The sequence below is a fragment of the Anaeromyxobacter sp. SG17 genome (assembly GCF_022690695.1).
Classification (GTDB): domain Bacteria; phylum Myxococcota; class Myxococcia; order Myxococcales; family Anaeromyxobacteraceae; genus Anaeromyxobacter; species Anaeromyxobacter soli.
This window is the reverse complement of the sequence record NZ_JALCYX010000034.1, coordinates 24,447-45,616: the sequence shown is the minus strand read 5'-3', so window position 1 is coordinate 45,616 and position 21,170 is coordinate 24,447. Positions and strand designations below refer to the sequence as shown.

The 21,170-nt window shown below is 72.6% G+C and carries 17 protein-coding genes; 11 read left to right on the top strand and 6 right to left on the bottom strand.

Features of this window, described 5'->3' with window-relative positions; all coding sequences use genetic code 11:
* Positions 1–414, bottom strand: a 414-nt coding sequence (locus MNY60_RS13855; protein WP_242360839.1) for a triphosphoribosyl-dephospho-CoA synthase, incomplete at its 3' end; no start/stop codon positions are given.
* Positions 415–418: 4 nt separating this feature from the next.
* Complete coding sequence (mdcA, locus tag MNY60_RS13850; RefSeq protein ID WP_242360837.1) at positions 419–2,083, bottom strand: malonate decarboxylase subunit alpha; 1,665 nt, start codon at positions 2,081–2,083, stop codon at positions 419–421.
* 92 nt (positions 2,084–2,175) lie between these two features.
* On the opposite strand from mdcA, the gene MNY60_RS13845 reads away from it, so the two are divergent.
* From MNY60_RS13845 to MNY60_RS13825, 5 genes are all read left to right on the top strand, one after another.
* Positions 2,176–3,162, top strand: coding sequence for a bile acid:sodium symporter family protein (locus MNY60_RS13845; protein WP_255821094.1), 987 nt, complete (start codon positions 2,176–2,178; stop codon positions 3,160–3,162).
* A gap of 113 nt (positions 3,163–3,275) precedes the next feature.
* A complete protein-coding gene (locus MNY60_RS13840) occupies positions 3,276–4,820 on the top strand; it encodes an AMP-binding protein (RefSeq protein ID WP_242360833.1) in 1,545 nt (514 codons plus the stop codon).
* Positions 4,821–4,840: 20 nt separating this feature from the next.
* Positions 4,841–5,869 (top strand): TRAP transporter substrate-binding protein DctP, encoded by a 1,029-nt coding sequence (dctP, locus tag MNY60_RS13835; RefSeq protein WP_242335024.1) that lies wholly within the window; start codon positions 4,841–4,843, stop codon positions 5,867–5,869.
* Positions 5,866–6,426: a TRAP transporter small permease gene (locus MNY60_RS13830; protein WP_242335021.1), complete on the top strand. Its 561-nt coding sequence runs from the start codon at positions 5,866–5,868 to the stop codon at positions 6,424–6,426. The genes dctP and MNY60_RS13830 overlap by 4 nt, the downstream gene beginning before the upstream one ends.
* Positions 6,423–7,772, top strand: a complete 1,350-nt coding sequence (locus MNY60_RS13825; RefSeq protein ID WP_242335018.1) for a TRAP transporter large permease — start codon at positions 6,423–6,425, stop codon at positions 7,770–7,772. The genes MNY60_RS13830 and MNY60_RS13825 overlap by 4 nt, the downstream gene beginning before the upstream one ends.
* Positions 7,773–7,834: 62 nt before the next feature.
* Here MNY60_RS13825 and MNY60_RS13820 read toward each other — a convergent pair whose 3' ends face one another.
* Together MNY60_RS13820 and MNY60_RS13815 are read right to left on the bottom strand one after the other, a co-directional pair.
* On the bottom strand, positions 7,835–8,350 hold the full coding sequence (locus tag MNY60_RS13820) for a transposase (protein ID WP_242360831.1): 516 nt from the start codon (positions 8,348–8,350) through the stop codon (positions 7,835–7,837).
* A gap of 272 nt (positions 8,351–8,622) precedes the next feature.
* Positions 8,623–8,976, bottom strand: a complete 354-nt coding sequence (locus MNY60_RS13815) for a hypothetical protein (protein ID WP_242352810.1) — start codon at positions 8,974–8,976, stop codon at positions 8,623–8,625.
* Between the two features lie 543 nt (positions 8,977–9,519).
* On the opposite strand from MNY60_RS13815, the gene MNY60_RS13810 reads away from it, so the two are divergent.
* The 4 genes from MNY60_RS13810 (at position 9,520) to MNY60_RS13795 (ending at position 16,517) form a co-directional block, all read left to right on the top strand.
* Positions 9,520–12,969 carry a pyruvate carboxylase gene (locus MNY60_RS13810; protein WP_242352812.1) on the top strand — a complete coding sequence of 1,150 codons (3,450 nt, stop codon included), beginning with the start codon at positions 9,520–9,522 and terminating at the stop codon, positions 12,967–12,969.
* A gap of 108 nt (positions 12,970–13,077) precedes the next feature.
* Positions 13,078–13,473, top strand: coding sequence for a bacteriohemerythrin (locus MNY60_RS13805; RefSeq protein ID WP_242360829.1), 396 nt, complete (start codon positions 13,078–13,080; stop codon positions 13,471–13,473).
* A 136-nt stretch (positions 13,474–13,609) separates the two neighbouring features.
* Positions 13,610–15,472, top strand: a complete 1,863-nt coding sequence (locus MNY60_RS13800) for a 2-oxoacid:acceptor oxidoreductase subunit alpha (protein ID WP_242335002.1) — start codon at positions 13,610–13,612, stop codon at positions 15,470–15,472.
* 1 nt (position 15,473) lies between these two features.
* The gene (locus tag MNY60_RS13795) at positions 15,474–16,517 is read left to right on the top strand and encodes a 2-oxoacid:ferredoxin oxidoreductase subunit beta (protein WP_242334999.1); all 1,044 of its coding nucleotides are present in this window, start codon (positions 15,474–15,476) and stop codon (positions 16,515–16,517) included.
* Positions 16,518–16,687: 170 nt separating this feature from the next.
* Here MNY60_RS13795 and MNY60_RS13790 read toward each other — a convergent pair whose 3' ends face one another.
* Together MNY60_RS13790 and MNY60_RS13785 are read right to left on the bottom strand one after the other, a co-directional pair.
* Positions 16,688–16,969: a rhodanese-like domain-containing protein gene (locus tag MNY60_RS13790; protein ID WP_242334996.1), complete on the bottom strand. Its 282-nt coding sequence runs from the start codon at positions 16,967–16,969 to the stop codon at positions 16,688–16,690.
* A gap of 94 nt (positions 16,970–17,063) precedes the next feature.
* On the bottom strand, positions 17,064–18,350 hold the full coding sequence (locus tag MNY60_RS13785) for a hypothetical protein (protein WP_242334993.1): 1,287 nt from the start codon (positions 18,348–18,350) through the stop codon (positions 17,064–17,066).
* Positions 18,351–18,469: 119 nt separating this feature from the next.
* On the opposite strand from MNY60_RS13785, the gene MNY60_RS13780 reads away from it, so the two are divergent.
* Positions 18,470–19,441, top strand: coding sequence for a quinone oxidoreductase (locus MNY60_RS13780; RefSeq protein ID WP_242334990.1), 972 nt, complete (start codon positions 18,470–18,472; stop codon positions 19,439–19,441).
* Between the two features lie 78 nt (positions 19,442–19,519).
* A complete protein-coding gene (locus MNY60_RS13775) occupies positions 19,520–21,160 on the top strand; it encodes an AMP-binding protein (RefSeq protein WP_242334987.1) in 1,641 nt (546 codons plus the stop codon).
* The last annotated feature ends 10 nt before the right edge of the window (positions 21,161–21,170 follow it).

Genomic DNA, 21,170 nt, shown 5'->3' with positions numbered 1-21,170 from the left:
GGCGCGCGCCGCGCTCGCCGCGGGCCCGCCGCGGGCGCCCTCGATGGCGGCGCCGGCGACGAGGAGGCCGAGCGCCCAGATCGCGCCGCGGTGCGCGTTCGCGCCGCCGGTGGCGGCGAGCATGGCGGCCTCGCCCTCGCGGCCGATCGCGCCGAGCGTGGTGCGCAGCGCGTCCGCCGGACGGGAGCCGCGGGCGGCCCGGGCCATCTCGGCGAAGGCGCCGCGGAGCGCGTGGGCGGAGCGGCGCATCGTCGGGAGGTCGAGGTCCGCGTGCGCGCCGCTGCCGCGACGGTCGACGAGGCCGGGCTTCGGCGTGAGCTCCGCCTCGTCGAGGAGCGCCGACACCGCCAGGTCCGCGAGCCGGTCGGCCCGCCGCGAGGCGTGAGGGGGCGGCGCGTGCGCGATCGCGATCATGCGTTCACCAGGACCGGAAGCGGGCGGGGGGCCGGTAGAGCCCGCCGGACCAGGCGACGAGGTCGTCGATGCTGCGGGCCGCGAGGAGCGAGCGCCTCGCGTCGAGGCGGCGCACGCCGAGGTCCTCGGGGAACGCGACGAGGCCGCGCCGGCGCAGCCCCTCGGTCCGCCGGGCATCGGCTCCGAGCCCGACGGGCGTCGCCCCGGCGACCGCCGCGAGGGCCGCGCGGCGCTCCGTCGGCCCGTCCGCGCGGTAGAGGTAGGCGATCCCTTCCTCCGTCACGACGTGCGTGACGTCGTCGCCGTAGATCATCACGGGCGCGACCGGCATCCCGCTCGCCTTCCCGACCTGCACCGCGTCCAGCGACTCGACGAAGACCGGCTGGCCGCCCTTCTGGTAGGTCTCGGCGAGCTGGACGACGATCTTGCGCCCGCGGACGACGTCGCCCTCCGCCGTGATGAGGTCGAGCCACGGCGCGCTCGCGTGACGGCGTCCCCGCGGATCGTGGCCCATGTTCGGCGCACCGCCGAACCCGGCGAGCCGGCCGAGCGTGACCGTGGAGGAGTTCGCGTCCGCGTCCATCTGGAGCGTCGAGCCGATGAAGAGGTCCACGCCGTACTGCCCGGCGAGCTGGCACAGCACGCGGTTCGACCGCAGGCTGCCGTCCTTGCCGGTGAAGAACACGTCGGGGCGGGCCCGCACGTAGTCCTCCATCCCGACCTCGCTGCCGAAGCAGTGGACGCTCTCCACCCAGCCGCGCTCGATGGCGGGGATGAGGGTGGGGTGGGGGTTCAGCGCCCAGTTCCGGCAGATCCGGCCGCGCAGCCCGAGCGACTCGCCGTAGGTCGGCAGGAGGAGCTCGATCGCCGCGGTGTCGAACCCGATGCCGTGGTTGAGCGAGGTGACGCCGTGCCGCTCGTAGATCCCGCGGATGACCATCATCCCCATCAGGATCTGCAGCTCGTTGATGTGCCGCGGGTCGCGCGTGAAGAGCGGCTCGACCGCGTAGGGCCTGTCGGCGACCACGACGAGGTCGATCCAGGAGCCCGGGACGTCGACGCGCGGCAGCTCGTCCACGATCTCGTTCACCTGCGCGACGACCACGCCGTGGCGGAACGCGGTCGCCTCCACGATCGTGGGCGTGTCCTCGGTGTTCGGCCCCGTGTAGAGGTTGCCGTGCGCGTCCGCCTTGTCCGCGCAGACGAGCGCCACGTTCGGCGTGAGGTCCACGAACATCCGCGCGTAGAGCTCGACGTAGGTGTGGATGGCGCCGATCTCGAGCTTCCCGTCCTCGAGCAGCTGCGCGAGCCGGAGGCTCTGCGGGCCGGCGAAGGCGAAGTCCACCTTGCGCGCGATCCCGTGCTCGAACAGGGCGAGGTGCTCGGGCCGGCTGATGCTGGAGATGAGCAGGTGCACGTCGTGCACCGCCGCGGGGTCCACCCGCGCGAGCGAGCGCGACAGGAAGTCCGCCTGCTTCTGGTTGTCGCCCTCCAGCGCCACGCGGTCGCCGGGAGAGACGAGCGCCTCGAGCGCCTCCACCAGCCGGTCGGCGCGGAGCGCCTTTCCGTCCACGAAGGGAGCGACGCGCCCGAGCCGGCGGGCCTTCTCGGCGGGGCGTGTTCTCCAGGGCGAAGCGGGAACCGGCGCGCGGATGGTGGTATTCAGCATTCTGCATGCTGTATACAACAGGCAACATGCCAGCTCAACCGGAGAACGGGCGGACAGGCGGGAGCTCAGGTGGGGGTCGCCAGCGAAACGCACTGCGGCGACACGGGTTTCTCGCCGGGATGATCGGCGCGGTGGTGCTCGCGACGGCGCTCCCGGGGGCGGGGAGGACCGGCGGTCCCATGCACGGCGATCGCGTGGCCGACGCCGGGATCTTCGCCATCTTCCTCCTGCACGGGCTCGGGCTCGACACCGCTCGCCTGAAGGCCGGGCTCCTGCGCTGGAGGCTCCACGCCGTCGTGCAGGCGTTCACGTTCTGTGTCTTCCCGGTCCTGTACCTCGCGCTCGGCGCCACGTTCGGCCGCTTCCTCCCGCGGCCGCTCCTGCTCGGCTTCTTCTACCTGAGCGTGCTGCCGTCCACGATCTCGTCCTCCGTCGCCATGACGGGCATCGCGCGCGGCAACGTCCCCGGCGCGATCTTCAACGCCATCGCGTCGAACGTGCTCGGCGTCTTCGTGACGCCGCTCCTCGTGTCCCTCGCCGGGAGCGCGTCCGGCGGCGGCCGGCTGCCGCTCGCGCGCTCCATCCTCACCATCGGCGTGCTCATCCTCGTCCCGCTCGCCGTCGGCCTCGCGCTCCGTCCGCTCCTCGGGGGCTTCTACGCGCGCCACGAGCGCCAGGCGCACCGCCTCGACAAGGCGGTGATCCTCGTCATCGTCTACGTGGCGTTCTGTGACTCGGTGAGCTCGGGCCTGTGGTCGCACCACGGCCCCGGGGTCCTCGCGCTGACGCTCGCCGGCGCGGCCGTGCTCCTCGCCCTCGTGCTCGTCCTCACGACGGCGGTGGCGGGCTGGGTGGGGCTCGCGAAGGAGGACGAGATCGCGGCGGTGTTCTGCGGCTCGAAGAAGGCGCTCTCCTCGGGAGTGGGGATGGCGAAGGTGCTGTTCGGAGCGCAGCCCGGCCTCGGCCTGATCGTGCTGCCGGTCATGTGCTACCACCAGCTTCAGCTCTTCGCGTGCTCGGTCCTCGCCGAGCGCTACGCCCGCCGCGCCGCCGCGGCCCCTCCCGCCGTCCGGACCTGAGTCGCTCGTCCGCCCGCCCCAACAAGGGGGCGGACGGGGGGTTGACCGCTTTGTCGCAGGTTGCTTTGTATACAGCGTACAGAATGCACGATGCCGACCGAACGGACGGGACGATGCGACGAACGGACGCACCTAGCGAAAACCTGTTCGACGTCCTCACGGAGCGCGGGCGCGCCGACGCGACCTTCATCGAGACGGACGGCGGGCGGCGGCTCACGTACGCCGAGCTGCGGTCGCTCACGGGGCGGTACGCGAACGCGCTCGCCGCGCACGGGGTGGAGCCCGGCGACCGGGTCGCCGTCCAGGTCGAGAAGTCGCCCGAGGCCTACTGCCTGTACCTGGCGGTGCTCCGGCGCGGCGGCATCTACGTCCCGCTGAACCCCGCCTACACGGTGGCGGAGCTCCGGTACTTCCTCGAGGACGCCGCGCCCGCCGCGTTCGTGTTCGATCCGGCCGACGCGGCGGGCAAGGCGCCGCTGGCCGCCGCGTGCGGCGTCCCGGCCTGCCTCACGCTGGACGCCGCGGGGAAGGGGACGCTCGCGGAGCGCGCCGCCGCCGAGGACGACGCGTTCCCCACCGCGCCCCGCGGGCGCGACGACGTCGCCGCGATCCTCTACACGTCCGGGACGACCGGGCGGCAGAAGGGCGCGATGCTCACGCACGGGAACCTGGCGAGCAACGCCCGGGCCCTGACGAACCTGTGGGGGTTCACCGAGCGCGATCGGCTGCTGCACGCGCTGCCGATGTTCCACGCCCACGGCCTCTTCATCGCCGCGCACTGCGCGCTGCTCTCCGGCAGCGCGATGCTGTTCCTCGCCAGGTTCTCGGCCGAGCGCGTCGCGGAGCTCCTGCCTCGCGCCACCGCGATGATGGGCGTCCCGACGTTCTACACCCGCCTGCTGGATCTGCCCGGGTTCGGCCCGGAGGCGTGCCGGTCCGTGCGGCTCTTCACCTCGGGGTCGGCGCCCCTGCTCGCGGAGACGAGCCGCGCCTTCGCGGAGCGCACCGGGCACGCCGTGCTCGAGCGCTACGGCATGACGGAGGCCGTCGTCATCACCTCGAACCCGCTCGACGGCGAGCGCCGTCCGGGCAGCGTCGGGAGGGCCATCGAAGGGGTCGAGCTGCGCGTCGCCGACGCCGAGGGCCGGCCGCTCTCCCGGGGCGCGGTGGGCGTGCTCCAGATCCGCGGCCCCGCGGTGATGAAGGGCTACTGGCGCCAGCCGGAGAAGACGGCGGAGGCCTTCACCGCCGACGGCTGGTTCCGCACCGGCGATCTCGGGACCGTGGCGGAGGACGGGTACGTGACGCTCGTCGGTCGGACGAGCGATCTCGTCATCTCCGGCGGGTTCAACGTCTACCCGAAGGAGGTCGAGCTCGCCCTCGACGCGCTCCCCGGCGTCGTCGAGTCGGCCGTCATCGGCGTGCCCCACCGCGACCTCGGCGAGGCGGTCACCGCCGTCGTGGTCCGGCGCGATCCGGCGCTCGACGCCGGCCGGATCGTGGGCGCGCTGAAGGCCCGGCTCGCCTCCTACAAGGTCCCGAAGCACGTGCACTTCGTCGACCACCTCCCCCGCAACGCGATGGGGAAGGTCCTGAAGAGCGCGCTGCGCGAAACGTATGCCGTCGAAGCGTCCCGTCCCGTCGTCCCAACCCACTGACCCGCAGCGCGGAGGCGATCGTGCACCAGTTCACCCGCAGGAACCTGCTGTTCGGAATGCTGGCCTCGCCGGCGCTGGCGCTCGTCGGCCGGCGCGCCCTCGCGGCGGGCACGACGGAGCTCAAGATCTCGCACCAGTTCCCCGGCGGCACCCTCACGGACGGCGACTTCCGCGACCGCCTGTGCCGCCGGTTCGCGGCCGAGATCGCGAAGCGGACGAACGGCGCGCTGACCGGGACGGTCTACCCGAGCTCCTCGCTCATGAAGGTCAACGCGCAGTTCAGCGCCGCCCGCAAGGGCGCGCTCGACATGAGCCTCTTCCCGCTCTCGTACGCGGGCGGCGAGGTCCCCGAGCTCAACATCGGCCTCATGCCGGGCGTCGTGACCTCGTACGAGCAGGGCATGGCCTGGAAGCACGGCGAGGTGGGCAAGTACCTCACCGATCTCCTCGCCGACAAGGGCATCGTCATCGTGAGCTGGGTCTGGCAGGCGGGCGGCGTCGCCTGCCGCAGCGGCGCCATCGTCGAGCCCCAGGACGCGAAGGGGCAGAAGGTCCGCGGCGGCAGCCGCGAGATGGACATGGTCCTCAAGGAGGCGGGGGCCACCGTGGTCTCGCTCCCCTCGAACGAGATCTACGCGGGCATGCAGACGGGGGCGCTCGACGCGGCCATGACCTCGTCGACGAGCCTCATCTCCTTCCGCCTGGAGGAGGTCGCGAAGCAGCTCGTCACGGGTCGCGGGAAGGCCTACTGGTTCATGCTCGAGCCGCTCATCATGTCGCGCGCGATCTTCGACGGGCTGCCGAAGGACCTGCAGTCGGTGATCATGACGGTCGGCGCGGAGCTCGAGTCGTTCGGCGTCAACTCCGCGAAGGCGGACGACCAGCTCGTCGCGGCGGCGTTCGCGAAGGCGGGCGCGAAGCCCGTGGACCTGTCCGAGGCCACCGTCCGTCGCTGGCAGGACATCGCCCGCGCCACCGCCTGGAAGGACTTCGCCGCGCGCAACGAGCGCTGCGCCCGGCTCCTCTCGCTCGCGGAGAAGACCCTGTGAGCCACGGATTCGAGCTCGAGGCCAGGGCAGCCGAGCTGCCGGCGCTGCCGCGCGCGGGCGCCCTCGGCGTGGCCATGCGCGCGCTCGCCGCCCTGAACCGCCATACCGTGATCGTCTCCGCCCTGGCGATCCTCGGCGCGGCGGCCGTCCTCACGGGCAGCGTCGTCACCCGCTACTTCTTCAAGGTCCCGACCGACTGGCAGGACGAGGCGGCCGTGTTCCTCATGGTCGGCGCGACCTTCCTGACGGCGGCGCAGGTCCAGGCGCAGCGAGGGCACGTGGCCATCGCGGCGCTCGCCTCGATCCTGCCGCCCCGCGTGAACCGGGCCCGCGCGCTCGTCGCGGACCTGGTGTCGCTCCTGTTCTGCACGTTCTTCACCTGGAAGTCCTGGGCGCTCCTCCACGAGGCGGTCGTGGACGGCCAGACGTCGTCGTCGTCGTGGGGGCCGCCGATGTGGATCCCGTACTCGCTCATGACGGTGGGGATGACCCTCCTCACCCTCCAGCTCGTGCTGCAGGTCCTGCATCGCCTCGCGCCGGAAGGAGCAACCGAATGAGCGTCTCCGTCGTCGGCGGTCTCTACGGCGCGGCCACCCTGCTCGTGATGTTCTCGGGCGTGCCGGTCGCCTTCGCGCTCGGGATGGTGGCGGTCGTCTTCATGTACTTCTTCATGCCCGGCGCGGCGCTCGACACCGTCACCCAGAACGTCTACGAGGAGATGTCGAGCATCACGCTGCTCTCCATCCCGCTCTTCATCCTGAAGGGCGCGGCCATCGGCAAGTCGCGCGCCGGGGCGGACCTCTACTCCGCCATCCACGCCTGGATCCGGCGCATCCCGGGCGGCCTCGGCATCGCCAACGTGTTCGCGTGCGCGCTGTTCGCGGCCATGGCCGGGTCGAGCCCGGCGACCGCGTCCGCCATCGGCAGCTCCGGCATCCCCGAGATGCGGTCCCGCGGGTACTCCCCCCGGCTCGCGGCGGGGATCATCGCCGCGGGCGGGACGCTGGGGATCCTCCTGCCGCCGTCGATCACCATGATCCTCTTCGCGGTCGCGTCGGAGCAGTCGCTCGGGCGGCTCTTCCTGGCCGGCATCGGCCCGGGCGCGCTGCTCGTGCTCCTGTTCGCGGGCTACACGGTGTTCCGCTTCAAGAAGGAGTACCGCGCCGCCCTCGCCACCTACGAGCGCACCGGCGTCCGCGCCGCGCACCTCGACGAGCCGGAGCTCTCGCTCGCCGAGAAGACGCGGATGCTGCCGAAGGTCCTCCCCTTCGTGGTCCTGCTGGTCGGCGTCATGGTCGCGCTGTACGGCGGCTTCGCCACGCCCTCCGAGACCGCGGGCCTCGGCGCGATCCTGGCGCTCGTGCTGGTGGGGATCATCTACCGCATGTGGCGCCCGCGCGACCTGAAGCCGATCTTCGCGGGGACGCTCAAGGAGTCGACCATGCTGCTGTTCATCATCGGCATGTCGCTCCTGTACTCGTACGTGATGAGCTACCTGCACATCAGCCAGTCGGCCGCCGAGTGGATCGTGGCCATGCACCTCTCGCGCTGGGTGCTCCTCGCGGCCATCCTCGTGTTCGTGGTGGTGCTCGGCTTCTTCCTGCCGCCGGTCTCGATCATCCTCATGACCGCGCCGATCATCCTGCCGCCCCTCAAGGCGGCCGGGTTCGACCTGGTCTGGTTCGGCGTGGTGATGACGGTGGTGATGGAGATGGGGCTCATCCACCCGCCGGTCGGCCTCAACATCTTCGTCATCAACAACGTCGCGCCGGACATCCCGCTCCGCGACGTCGTCTGGGGCGTGATGCCGTTCGTGGGCCTCATGGTGGTGGCGGTCGTGCTCCTGTGCGTCTTCCCCGGGATCGCGACCTGGCTCCCTGACGCGGTGATGGGGATGCGCTGACGCGGCCGCGCCCGCGCGCCGTGCTCGGGCGGAGGGGGGCGACGCGCTCGCCTCCCTCCGCCTCACGAGCCGGCCGCGAGGCCGGCCGAGCTCCGCGCGGAACTCGGCCCGCCGCACACCTGCAGCACCCACGTGCGCGGCGCCGCCACCGGCGGCGGCTCGCCGTCGGGGCAGCGCGCCGCGGCGGACGAGTAGGCGTCCACGTAGCTCGCCGGCACCGCCTCCCCGCGCCGCAACGCGTGACTCGAGAAGTTGCCGAGAACGTACCGGAGCGCGTTTCGGACCTCGGCCAGCGTGCGGAGGGCGTGCGCGTGATAGCGATCCGTGAAGACGGGCCCGCGCTTCTCCATGAGCGCGTTGAGCCCCAGCGCGACCCGTCCCGAGACCGCCTTCATCCCGCCCGCGAGCGCTCGCGCGTCGTCCGCCTCGACGACGAGGTGCAGGTGGTTCCCCTGGACGGAGAAGTGCACGACGCGGAAGTCCGTTCGTCCGGCGACGGCGCGAAGCGCACCCGCGAAGATCGCGTAGCAGCGCCGGCTCCGCAGGTTCCACACGTGCGCTCGCGTGCGAAGCGTCACGTGGAGCGGCGTGCGCGGGTCGACCTGAACGCGCGTCCGATGCGGCAGCCCCGGCTTCTCACCGCGTGGCTTCCGCCCAGCGTTCGGACGCGCACCGCCCCAGCCTGGCCGGGGCGGGAGCAGGAGGGGCAGCTGAGGGGTGCGGGAGGCCATGGGGTTCACCCTGAGCAACTTGATTGGGCGAACGTTGCCACGTGCCCCTGACGTTCGGCATCGAAGAGCTCGCCCCCCGCCGCGCGCCCCATCTCGATGCGATTGTGCGCGGGGTCAGGCTACGGACGTGACGTGACGGCTTCGGCCCAGAGCGTCGCCTCGCCGTTCTCGCGCTGGGTGAGCTTCCAGTCGCGCACCATCCGTACGTCGTCGGCGTATCGCTCCACCTTGCGCTCGACGACCTGGGCCACGAGCGTGGCCATCACCGTGCACTGCGGCTCGGGCAGCGCGCGGAACCGCGCGAGCGCTTCTCGAAAGGGCTCGGGATCGCCAAGGCGCTGGCACACGAGCGCATTCCAGATGAGGACGCCGAGGCGGATGGCGTCCTCGCGCGCCACGGCCGAGGCGTGATCTGGTAGCGCCGTGATGAAGGGCTCGGCGGTGTCGAGAATCGCAGCGGAGATCTTGCCCACTGCGCGATCCTGCCACGCCGCTCCGTCAGGCCCGTGCAGCCGTGTCGTGCGGCAAAGAGCTGCGCTGCCCGCGGAGCGCCGCGAGGGTGGCGGCGCACGGTGGCGGTCGACGTCCGCTCAATCAAGTCACGATGGGTGAAGATTCGTCGTCCGGCTTTCGATGGCCCGCGGGGCCGACGCCGCGCCATCCGGCCGCCCCAGGGCCTCGAAATCCCCGGACAAAGCCCGGAATCACCGCTCGCCGGCCCGTTTCCCCCGTCCTCGGGCCGCCGGCGCGGCGGCCCCGCCCATCCCCCGCCGCTCGACTCCAGAATCACGTCCGCGTGGCTCACGGACCCCTCGACACGTCGCGTCGAACTGTGCTCCATTGCCGCACGTAGGACGCGCTGGACCGAGCCGAGGCTCGCCAAGCCCGACTTGATCCTCCTCGCAACCGCGCCTGCTCCGGCAGGCCGGGCGGCCAGCAGCGAACGACACCCGAGACCCCGACGCCCGCGCCGCCGCGACGGGTGGGCGTCCACCGTTCGCTTCGAGGAGCCGCACATGCCCGTCCCGTTCAAGAGAGTGATGGCCGCCAACCGTGGCGAGATCGCCATCCGCATCTTCCGCGCCTGCACCGAGCTCGGGATCCAGACGATCGCGATCTACTCGGAGGAGGACCGCCTCTCGCTGCACCGCTACAAGGCGGACGAGGCGTACCTCGTCGGCAAGGGCAAGAAGCCCATCGACGCGTACCTCGGCATCGAGGAGATCGTCGCGCTCGCGAAGCGGCTCGAGGTGGACGCGATCCACCCCGGCTACGGCTTCCTCTCCGAGAACGCGGAGTTCGCCGAGGCGTGCGAGCGGGCCGGCATCGTCTTCGTGGGGCCGACGCCGGAGATGCAGCGCCGGCTGGGCGACAAGGTGGCGGGCCGCAAGGCGGCGCAGGCGGCGGGCGTACCGGTCGTGCCCGGCACCGCCGAGCCGATCGCGCACGACGAGGAGGCGCTCGTCTTCGCGCGCGAGCACGGCTACCCCATCATCATCAAGGCGAGCGCGGGCGGCGGCGGGCGCGGCATGCGCGTCGCCCGCAACCAGCGCGAGCTCGTCGAGGGGCTCGTGTCGGCGCGCAGCGAGGCGGGCGCGGCGTTCGGCAACCCGGCCGTCTTCCTCGAGCGGTACATCGAGCGGCCGAAGCACATCGAGGTGCAGATCCTCGGCGACCACCACGGGAACCTCGTCCACCTGTTCGAGCGTGACTGCTCGATCCAGCGCCGGCACCAGAAGGTCGTCGAGTTCGCGCCCTCGCTCGCGCTCTCCGAGGCGCAGCGCGCGGCGATCTGCGAGGACGCGCTCAAGATCGCGCGCAGCGTGGCGTACCGGAACGCCGGCACGGTGGAGTTCCTCGTGGACCGCGAGGGGCGGCACTACTTCATCGAGGTGAACCCGCGCATCCAGGTGGAGCACACGGTCACGGAGAGCATCACCGGCCGCAACCTCGTGCAGGCGCAGCTCCTCGTGGCCCAGGGGAAGAAGCTCTCCGATCCGGAGATCGGCATCGCGCGGCAGGAGGACGTGCAGCGCCGAGGCTTCGCCATCCAGTGCCGCATCACCACCGAGGACCCGCAGAACGGCTTCGCGCCCGACTACGGGGTGCTGAAGGCGTACCGCTCGCCGGGCGGGTTCGGCGTGCGGCTCGACGCGGGCAGCGCCTTCACCGGCGCGGTTATCACGCCGCACTACGACTCGCTGCTCGTGAAGATCACCACCTGGGGGCTGACGCTCGGCGCGGCGGCGCGGGTGATGGACCGCTCGCTCCAGGAGTTCCGCGTCCGCGGGGTGAAGACCAACATCGCCTTCCTCGAGAACGTCGCGCGCCACCCCGTGTTCCTGGCGGGCGACTGCGACACGTCGTTCATCGAGGGGCACCCGGAGCTCATGCAGGCCAAGGTCAAGAAGGACCGCGGCACGAAGCTCCTGCGCTACCTCGGCGAGGTGATCGTGAACGGCTCGCCCGGCGTGGCGAAGCCGCTCCGCTCGGCGGAGCTCCGCGAGCCGCGCCTGCCGAAGGTGGAGATGTCGGGCCGCCCGCCGAAGGGATCGCGCGACCTCCTCCTCGAGCGCGGGCCGGAGGGGCTCGCGCGCTGGGCGCTCGAGGAGCGGCGGCTGCTCTTCACCGACACCACCATGCGCGACGCGCACCAGTCGCTGCTCGCGACGCGCGTGCGCACCGACGACCTGGTCCGCATCGCCCCCGCCACCGCCCGCCTCGCCGCAGGGCTCTTCTCGCTCGAGCTGTGGGGAGGCGCGACGTTCGACGTGTCGATGCGCTTCCTCAAGGAGGACCCCTGGGAGCGGCTCCACAAGCTCCGCGCCGCGATCCCGAACGTCCTCTTCCAGATGCTGCTCCGCGGCTCGAACGCGGTCGGGTACACGAACTACCCTGACAACGTGGTCGAGCGGTTCGTGGAGGAGGCCGCGAGGAGCGGGGTGGACGTCTTCCGCGTCTTCGACTCGCTCAACTGGACGAAGGGCATGACGGTCGCCTGCGAGGCGGTGCGGCGGCAGAAGAACGCCGTGCTGGAGGCGGCGCTCTGCTACACGGGCGACATCAGCGATCCGCGGCGCGACAAGTACCCGCTCGACTACTACGTGAAGCTCGCGAAGGAGCTCGAGCGCATGGGCGCACACTTCCTCGCGGTGAAGGACATGGCGGGGCTCCTGAAGCCCTTCGCCGCGGCGAAGCTGGTGAAGGCGCTCAAGGAGGCGGTGGGCATCCCCGTCCACCTGCACACCCACGACACCTCCGGCGTGGCGTCCGCGACGCTGCTCGAGGCGGCGCGGGCGGGCGTGGACGTGGTGGACGCCGCGCTCGCGCCCCTCTCCGGCCTCACCGCCCAGCCCAACCTGAACTCGCTCGCGGCCGTCCTGCGCGGCGAGGAGCGGGACCCGGCGCTCGACGAGGGCGGCCTGCAGGAGCTCGCCGCCTACTGGGAGACGGTGCGCGAGTGGTACGCGCCCTTCGAGTCCGGGCTGCGGAGCGGGACCGCCGAGGTCTATCGCCACGAGATCCCCGGCGGCCAGTACTCCAACTACAAGCCGCAGGTGGCCGGGCTCGGCCTCCTCGACCGGTGGGAGGAGTGCAAGGACATGTACCGGAAGGTGAACCTGCTCTTCGGGGACATCGTCAAGGTGACGCCGTCGTCCAAGGTCGTGGGCGACATGGCCATGTTCCTCGTGAAGAACGGCCTCGAGCCCGAGGACCTCTTCACGGAGAAGGGCAGGGACCTCGCCTTCCCGGAGTCGGTGGTCGGCCTCGCGAGGGGCATGCTCGGCCAGCCTCACGGCGGCTTCCCGGAGGAGCTCCGCCGGGTGATCCTGAAGGACCAGGAGCCCATCACGCGCCGCCCGGGCGAGCTGCTCGAGCCCGCCGACCTGGAGCGCGAGCGGGCGCGCGCGGCGGAGCGCGCCGGCGTACCGGTGGACGACAAGGCGCTCGTGTCGTGGCTGCTCTACCCGAACGTGTGGCCGGACCTCGTGCGTCACCGCGAGGAGTTCTCGGACACCTCCGTCGTCCCGACGCCGGTGTTCCTCTACGGGCTCGAGCCGGGGCAGGAGACCTCCATCGAGATCGAGCCCGGCAAGACGCTCATCGTGCGCCTCGTGACCGTCGGCAAGCTCGAGAAGGACGGCACGCGCGATCTCTTCTTCGAGCTGAACGGCGAGGCGCGCACCATCACCGTGCGCGACCAGTCCGCGGCGCAGGGGGCCCAGGCCCGGCCGAAGGCCGAGCGCGGGAACCCCGCCCACGTCGGCGCCCCCATGCCCGGCAAGGTCGTGAAGGTGAACGTGAAGGCCGGCGAGCAGGTGAAGGCCGGCGCGGTGCTGCTCGTCACCGAGGCGATGAAGATGGAGACGAACGTGAAGGCCAAGGCGGACTGCACCGTCGCCGAGGTCCGCTTCAAGGAGGGCGACAAGGTGGAGAAGGAGGACCTCCTCCTCGTGCTCGCGTGACCCGCCGGGCCGGCCGGGAAGGCGGCCCCGCTGCGCGCCGCGGCGCATGCCCGAAAGGCGCGCGGCCGCGACGTTGACGGATCGTCGCGATGGGCGCACTCGTCGGGCATGCCGCTCGAGTGGAGCCCGTCGCTCGCGGTCGGGGTCGCGGAGATCGACGCCGACCACGTCGAGCTGTTCCACCGGGCCGAGCGGCTCGTGCGCGCGCTGCGCACGGGCGATCGGGCGGGGGTCGAGGCGCTGTTCACGTACCTCGCCGGCTACGCGGAGCGGCACTTCCTCGCGGAGGAGCGGCTCATGGCCGCCGCCGGCTACCCGCGCCTCGAGGAGCACCGCGCCGCGCACGCCCGCTTCCGGGGTGAGCTCGAGCGCCACCTCCGCGCCCACGCGCGCGACGGCGGCAGCGCCGCCGCCGGCCTCGCGCTCCACAACTGGCTCTCCGACTGGCTGCGCGAGCACCTCGCCGGGCTCGATCGGGACCTGGCGCTGCATCTCGGGCGCTAGGCCTCCCCGGCGAGGCCCGATCGCGACGCCCCTCGGAGGGAGCGCGCACCCGGCGGACTCCGGGCGGCAGGGCCCGCTCGACCCGCCCGCCGACCCCGCCCAGCAGAAGCTCCTGCGGCCAGATGTCGCTCCCTCTATGAAGCAGATGGAGGAGCGCACGATGGCGTCCCCGGACAGCTCCGTCGCGCCACTGCCGGCCGCCCGGCCGGACGGTGGCGCGCGGGTGAACGACTTCTCGATCCAGGTCGCGACCGCGAACGGCTCGGGCTCGCAGAGCTCGAACACCGTGCTCCTGCGGGCGATCTTCCAGATGGGCGTGCCGGTCTCCGGCAAGAACCTGTTCCCGTCGAACATCGCGGGCCTGCCGACCTGGTACACGATCCGCGCCTCGCGGGACGGCTGGATCGCGCGGAAGAAGGAGGTGGACCTCCTCGTCGCGATGAACCCCGAGACGGCGCGCGACGACGTGCTCGGGCTCTCCGCCGGCGCGGCGGTGGTCTACGACGCGCCGCTCGCGCTCGCGGAGCTCCGGCCCGACCTCGTGTACTACCCGGTGGCGTTCGACGCGCTCGTCGAGCCGCTCACGAAGGAGCCGAAGCTCCGGCGGCTCCTCCGCAACATGGCGTACGTGGGCGTCCTCGCGCGGCTGCTCGACCTCGACCTCGGCGAGGTGGAGCACGCCATCGAGAAGCAGTTTCCGGGCAAGCCCAGGGCCCGCGACCTGAACGTCGCGGCGGCGCGGGCCGGCTTCGACCACGCGGCGACGCTCGAGAAGCGCGATCCGCTGGTCGTGCGCCGGATGGACCGGACGGCGGGGAAGATCCTGGTGGACGGCAACGCCGCGGCGGCGATGGGCGCCCTCTTCGCGGGCGTCACGGTCGTCGCCTGGTACCCCATCACGCCCTCGTCCTCGCTCGTCGAGACGCTCATCGGCCACCTCCGCAGGTACCGCATCGGCCCGGACGGCAAGGCGACCTTCGCGGTGGTGCAGGCCGAGGACGAGCTCGCGGCGGTGGGGATGGCCATCGGGGCGGGCTGGGCCGGCGCGCGGGCGATGACCGCCACGGCCGGACCGGGCGTCTCCCTCATGAGCGAGTTCGCCGGGCTCGCGTACTACGCGGAGATCCCCGCGGTGATCTTCGACGTCCAGCGGGTCGGCCCGTCGACGGGGCTCCCCACGCGCACCGCCCAGGGCGACGTGCTCTCGACGGCGTTCCTCTCCCACGGCGACACGCGCCACGTGCTGCTCTTCCCGGGGTCGGTCGAGGAGTGCTTCACGATGGGGGTGGACGCGTTCGATCTCGCCGAGCGCCTCCAGACGCCGGTGTTCGTGATGACCGACCTCGATCTCGGCATGAACGTGTGGATGTCCGACCCCTTCCCGTACCCGGCGCGCCCGCTCGATCGCGGGAAGGTGCTCGGGAAGGACGACCTCGACCGGCTGGGCGGATTCGCGCGGTACGCCGACGTGGACGGCGACGGGATCGGCTGGCGCACGCTGCCGGGCACGCCGCACCCGAAGGCCGCCTACTTCACGCGCGGCACGGGCCACGACGAGCAGGCCGCCTACAGCGAGGACCCGCGCACGTTCGAGCGGAACCTCGCCCGGCTCGAGAAGAAGCTCGACGGCGCGCGCGACCTCCTGCCCGCGCCGGTGCGGGAGGGCTCCGGCGAGGCGAAGCTCGGCCTCCTCGCCTACGGCTCCTCCGATCCGGCGCTCCGCGAGGCGCGCGATCAGCTCCGCCGCGAGGCGGGGCTCGACTCCGACTACCTGCGCGTGCGCGCCTACCCGTTCTCGCGCGAGGTGCGCGAGTTCGTGGAGGCGCACGAGCGGGTGTACGTGGTGGAGCAGAACCGCGACGGGCAGCTCGCGGCGCTGCTGAAGCTCGATCTGCCGGCCGCGCTCGTCCCGCGGCTCCGCCCCGTCCCGCACCTCGACGGGCTGCCGCTCGACGCCCGCACGGTGTCCGACGCGATCCGCGCCGAGGAGGCGCGCTGACATGGCCACCCCCGCGACCCCCGCCGCCCCGCGCACCAACCGGCTCGGCCTCAGCGTCGTCGAGTACAAGGGCGCGAAGAGCACGCTCTGCGCCGGCTGCGGCCACAACGCGATCTCCGAGCGCATCCTGGAGGCGATGTACGAGATGGGGGTGCCCCCCGAGCGCGTCGCCAAGCTCTCCGGGATCGGCTGCTCGTCGAAGAGCCCCGCCTACTTCATGAGCCGCTCGCACGCGTTCAACGCGCTGCACGGGCGCATGCCGTCCGTCGCGACCGGCGCGGTCCTCGCGAACCGCGAGCTCCTCGCGCTCGGCGTCTCCGGCGACGGGGACACCGCCTCCATCGGGATCGGCCAGTTCGTGCACCTCATGCGCCGGAACCTCCCGATCCTCTACGTCGTCGAGAACAACGGCGTGTACGGGCTCACGAAGGGGCAGTTCTCGGCGACGGCCGATCTCGGGGCGAAGCTCAAGACCGGCGTGCAGAACGACCTGCCCGCCATCGACCTCTGCACGCTCGCGATCCAGCTCGGCGCCACGTTCGTCGGCCGCTCCTTCTCGGGCGACAAGCGCCAGCTCTCGGCCATGCTGCGGGCGGCGCTCGCGCACCGGGGGACGGCGATGCTCGACGTGGTCTCGCCCTGCGTCACGTTCAACGACCACGAGGGCTCGACCAAGTCCTACGCGTACATGAAGGAGCACGACGTCCCGCTGCACGAGCTCCAGTTCGTGCCGGCGTTCGAGGACCTCGCGGTCGAGTACGACCCGGGGACCACCGTGGACGTGACGATGCACGACGGCTCGCACCTGCGGCTGCGCAAGCTGGAGGAGGGGTACGATCCGCGCGACCGCGGCCGGGCGATGTCGCGCCTCGTCGAGGCGCAGGCGGGCGGCGACGTGCTCACCGGCGTGCTCTTCGTGGACGCGAAGGCGCCGAGCCTCGTCGATCTCCTGAACCTCGTGGACGCGCCGCTCGCGACGCTGCCCGCGGAGGCGGTGCGGCCGCCGCGGGAGGTGCTCGACGCCCTCATGGACGCGCTCCGCTGAGCCACCGGCGGCCGCGGCGCGGACGTCGAGGGTCAGCCGCGCTTCGCCGCCGGCCCGCCGCGCTCCACCGGCAATCCACGGCCGAGCCAGTCCGGCAGGCCGCCCTGGTAGACGTGGAGGTTCTTGTAGCCCATCTCGGCCGCCGCACGGGCGGCCTCCTGGCTCAGCGTTCAGCCGCCGCCGCGGCAGTAGAAGACGATGGGCGCCGCGCGGTCCTTCGGGAGGGAGCCCTGGTACGCCTTCGTCCACGCCGCCGGGATGCTTATGGCGCCCGGCAGGTGGGCCTCGGCGTACTCCTCGGGGCTGCGGCTGTCCACGAGGACGGCCTTCCGCGCGCCGGAGACGAGCGCCCGGACCTCGTCGGCGCCGACGGTCCTGACCTGGGCGCCGGCCGCGCCCGGCAGGACGAGCGCGGCGAGGACGGCTGCCACGGCGATGAGGCTCGAGCGCACGGCGTTCCTCCGGCTGCGGGGGCGGCGAGAGGCCGCCGCCCGATGAGAGCCGCGGGAGGGATGGAGGGTTCGGCCGGGGCCGGCCGTCGGGCCCTCAGCCGCGGGCGAGCAGCGCGGGCCACCAGCGGAACGTGCACGCGTCCTTGCCGGACTGCTGCACCACCGTCCCGTCCCAGCCCTGGTCGAGGGCGCCGGTCGTGCAGCCCTGGGCGCCCTCACGGATCGTGATGCGACCGCAGAGCCGGCCCGAGGGCGCGACGAGCTCGATCCGCTGCACGCAGTCGGGCGCGGCCACGCCGGCGGGCTCCAGGGCGGCGTAGCCCGCGTTGCCGCGCGTGAGGCGGTACCCCCAGCGCGCGCGCTCCGCGAGCCAGGCCGGCAGGGGCTCCGAGCGCGCGGCGAGCGGCGCGTAGCGGCGCAGCCAGCTCCCGTCCGAGCGGACCGCGAGCCCGCCGTCGAGGAGCGGCGCGACGTCCACGTCGTGGCTGAGCCCCTCGCCGACGACGGCGGCGGAGGCCTCGGGCTCGCCGGCGTCGGCCACCGCCGCGCCCGAGGGCTCGACCCAGTGCGCGCGGAGGTAGGCGGAGTCCTGGAAGAGCATGAGCGCGGCGCCGGTGATGGAGACGCCGGCGGCCATGAAGTACGGCTCCGCCGCGTCGGGGTCGGACGACACCGGCACCGCCTCGGGCCAGCGGGGCGCCCCGCTCGCGTCGAAGCGGAACGCGTCGAGCGCGTTCCAGTGGTTGCCGGCCACCGTGACCGAGCGGAACAGCACCACGCTCCCGCCCTGGGGATCCTGCGCCAGCCTCGAGCGGAAGCCGGTGCGCAGCGCCGGGTCCGGCGAGATCGGGGAGGCGCGGCGCACCCGCCCGTCGGGCGCGATCGAGACGTGCTCGACCGTGCCGGCCGCTCCGGCGAGCCCCTGCCAGCCGTCCGGCGCGGCGACGAGCGCCTCGGCCGCGAAGGTGCCCAGCGGGCTACCGTCGCGGGAGCGCGCCTGCCAGGTGAGCGCACCCGCCGCGTCGCGCACGCCGAGCGCGACCGCGCCGGTCCCGTCGGCGCTGCCGGCGACGCAGGTACCGCCCGCGGGGGCGGTCAGCCGGACGGTCACCGGCTCGGGCGCAGCGGTGGGGACGAGCGCGTCGCACTCGGCGGCGGCGTCGAGCCGCTCGAGGTCCAGGGAGGCCGCTCCGGGCGCGCCCGACGCGGCGATGGGGCTGGAGGACGGCGGCGGTGGCACATCGGGACCCGCCGCGCCGGCGGTGGCGCCCGAGGAGGGCGGACCGCCCGCGCCGCCGCACGCCAGGAGCGCCCCGAGGGCCGACGCGGCGAGGAGGAGGACGGACGGCCGAGGTGCGAGGAGGTGGTTGGCGGGGCGCATGGCGGGGACAGTGTCGGCACGCCGATGGGGCTCCGCCTGCCTGCTCCCCTGATTTTCTCGGCCTCGCCCGCGCCGGGCGGGCCCTGGCGTGCCGCGCCGCCCAAGGTTAGGAGCCGGGCATGCCCAGGGCCATCCGCTTCCACGAGACCGGCGGGCCGGAGGTGCTCCGGCTCGAGGACGTCCAGGTCGGCGCGCCCGGCGCGGGCGAGGCGCGCGTCCGCCACACCGCGATCGGCGTGAACTTCGTCGACATCTACCACCGCTCCGGGCTCTACCCGCTGCCGCTCCCGTCCGGCGTCGGGGTCGAGGGCGCCGGCGTGGTGGAGGCGGTCGGCGCCGGCGTCACGCACGTGCACGCCGGCGATCGCGTGGCCTACACCGGGCCGCCGGGCTCGTACTCGGAGGTGCGGCTCGTCCCGGCGGACCGGCTCGTGAAGCTGCCCGACGACATCGCCGATCGCACGGCCGCGGCGGTCCTGACGAAGGGGCTCACGGTGCACGCGCTGGTGCGGCGCACGCACGCGGTCCGTGCGGGAGAGACGGTGCTCCTGCAGGCCGCCGCCGGCGGCGTCGGGCTCATCGCGGTGCAGTGGCTGAAGGCGCTCGGCGCGACCGTCATCGGGACCGTCGGCTCGGACGAGAAGGCGGAGATCGCGCGCGCCCACGGCTGCGACCACGTGATCGTCTACACGCGCGAGGACTTCCCGAGGCGCGTGCGCGAGATCACCGGCGGCGCGGGCGTCCCGGTCGTCTACGACTCCGTCGGCAAGGCCACCTTCGACGGATCGCTCGACTGCCTCTCGCCCCTCGGGCTGATGGTCCTCTTCGGGAACGCCTCCGGGTCGGTCCCGCCGTTCGACCCCGCCGTGCTCGGGCGGAAGGGCTCGCTCTTCCTCACGCGGCCGTCGGTCTTCACGTACATCGCCCGGCGGGAGGACCTCGAGCGCGGGGCCGCCGCGCTCTTCGAGATGCTGCGGACCGGGAAGGTGAGGGTGCAGATCGGCCGGACCCTGCCGCTCGCGGAGGCCGCCGACGCGCAGCGGGCGCTCGCGGCGCGCGAGACCACCGGGTCGGTGGTGCTCTTGCCCTGACGCGCAGGGTCTAGCGGCCGCTCGCCCGCCGAAATACGATGCCGACCTTTGCGCGAACCGCGCGCGGGAGGCATCTCTTTGTACGCACCTTCCTACCTGAGCGGCCCGTCCTCGGCGCCGCTCCTCGGCGAGACCATCGGGGAGAACCTGCGCCGCACCGTGACCCGGTTCCCGGAGCGCGAGGCGCTCGTCTCGGTCCAGCAGGGGTACCGCGCGACGTACCGCGAGCTCTGGGAGCAGACCTCCGAGATCGCGCGGGCGCTGCTCGTCCGCGGCGTGCGCAAGGGCGACCGCGTCGGGCTCTGGTCGCCGAACCGGTTCGAGTGGGTGGTGCTCCAGTACGCCTGCGCCCGCGTGGGCGCGATCCTCGTGAACGTGAACCCCGCCTACCGCGTGCACGAGCTCGAGTACGCGCTCCGGCACGCGGGCGTCTCGACGCTCCTGCTCGCGCGCGCGTTCCGCCAGGCCGACTACGTCACGATGGTGCGGGAGGTCCGGCTCCGCTGCCCGGAGCTGCGGCAGACGATCGTCATCGACGAGGAGTGGACCGACCTCCGGCAGGACGCGCGCCGCCTCTCCGAGGAGGAGCTCTCGCGCGTCGAGCGCGACCTGCAGTTCGACGAGCCGATCAACATCCAGTACACGAGCGGCACGACCGGCTTCCCGAAGGGCGCGACGCTCTCGCACCACAACATCCTCAACAACGGCTACTTCGTCGCGCAGTACCTCCGCTACACCGAGGAGGACCGCGTCTGCATCCCGGTGCCCTTCTACCACTGCTTCGGCATGGTGATGGGGAACCTCGCCTGCACCACGCACGGCGCGGCGATGGTGATCCCGGCGGAGAGCTTCGAGCCACAGTCGGTGATGCGGACCGTGCAGGAGGAGCGCTGCACCTCGCTCTACGGCGTCCCGACGATGTTCATCGCCGAGCTCGACCACCCGGAGTTCTCCGCGTTCGACTTCTCGTCGCTCCGCACCGGCATCATGGCGGGCTCGCCCTGCCCGATCGAGGTGATGAAGCGGGTCCAGCGGGACATGCACATGCCGGAGGTCACGATCTGCTACGGCATGACCGAGACCTCGCCGGTGTCCACGCAGTCGCGCCCGGACGATCCGCTCGAGAAGCGGGTCACCACCGTCGGCCAGGTCCACCCGCACGTCGAGATCAAGGTCGTCGATCCGACCACCGGGCGCGTCGTGCCGCGGGGCACGCCGGGCGAGCTGTGCACGCGCGGCTACTCGGTGATGATCGGCTACTGGAACGACGCGCCCGCGTCGCGCGACGCGATCGACACCGGGCGCTGGATGCACACGGGCGATCTCGCCACGGTGGACGCCGACGGCTACGTGAAGATCGTCGGCCGCATCAAGGACATGGTCCTGCGCGGCGGGGAGAACGTCTTCCCGCGCGAGGTGGAGGAGTTCCTCTACACGCTCCCCGGCGTCTCCGACGTGCAGGTGATCGGGGTGCCGGACGCGAAGTACGGCGAGGAGCTCATGGCGTGGGTGAAGCTGCGCCCCGGCGTGACGCTCACGGGCGACGATCTCCGGCGGCTCTGCCGCGGCAAGATCGCGACCTACAAGATCCCCCGCTACTACAAGTTCGTGGACGCGTTCCCGATGACGGTCACCGGCAAGGTCCAGAAGTTCCGCATGCGCGAGCAGGCGATCCAGGAGCTCGGGCTCGAGAAGGCCGCCCGGATCGAAACCGCCTAGCACCTCGACC

What these genes read in the sequence shown, in the direction of transcription:
- mdcA (WP_242360837.1), bottom strand. Translation starts at nt 2,083, where the DNA reads ATGCTGAATACCACCATCCGCGCGCCGGTTCCCGCTTCGCCCTGGAGA.
- MNY60_RS13840 (WP_242360833.1), top strand. Translation starts at nt 3,276, where the DNA reads ATGCGACGAACGGACGCACCTAGCGAAAACCTGTTCGACGTCCTCACG.
- MNY60_RS13825 (WP_242335018.1), top strand. Translation starts at nt 6,423, where the DNA reads ATGAGCGTCTCCGTCGTCGGCGGTCTCTACGGCGCGGCCACCCTGCTC.
- MNY60_RS13810 (WP_242352812.1), top strand. Translation starts at nt 9,520, where the DNA reads ATGCCCGTCCCGTTCAAGAGAGTGATGGCCGCCAACCGTGGCGAGATC.
- MNY60_RS13805 (WP_242360829.1), top strand. Translation starts at nt 13,078, where the DNA reads ATGCCGCTCGAGTGGAGCCCGTCGCTCGCGGTCGGGGTCGCGGAGATC.
- MNY60_RS13800 (WP_242335002.1), top strand. Translation starts at nt 13,610, where the DNA reads ATGAAGCAGATGGAGGAGCGCACGATGGCGTCCCCGGACAGCTCCGTC.
- MNY60_RS13795 (WP_242334999.1), top strand. Translation starts at nt 15,474, where the DNA reads ATGGCCACCCCCGCGACCCCCGCCGCCCCGCGCACCAACCGGCTCGGC.
- MNY60_RS13785 (WP_242334993.1), bottom strand. Translation starts at nt 18,350, where the DNA reads ATGCGCCCCGCCAACCACCTCCTCGCACCTCGGCCGTCCGTCCTCCTC.
- MNY60_RS13780 (WP_242334990.1), top strand. Translation starts at nt 18,470, where the DNA reads ATGCCCAGGGCCATCCGCTTCCACGAGACCGGCGGGCCGGAGGTGCTC.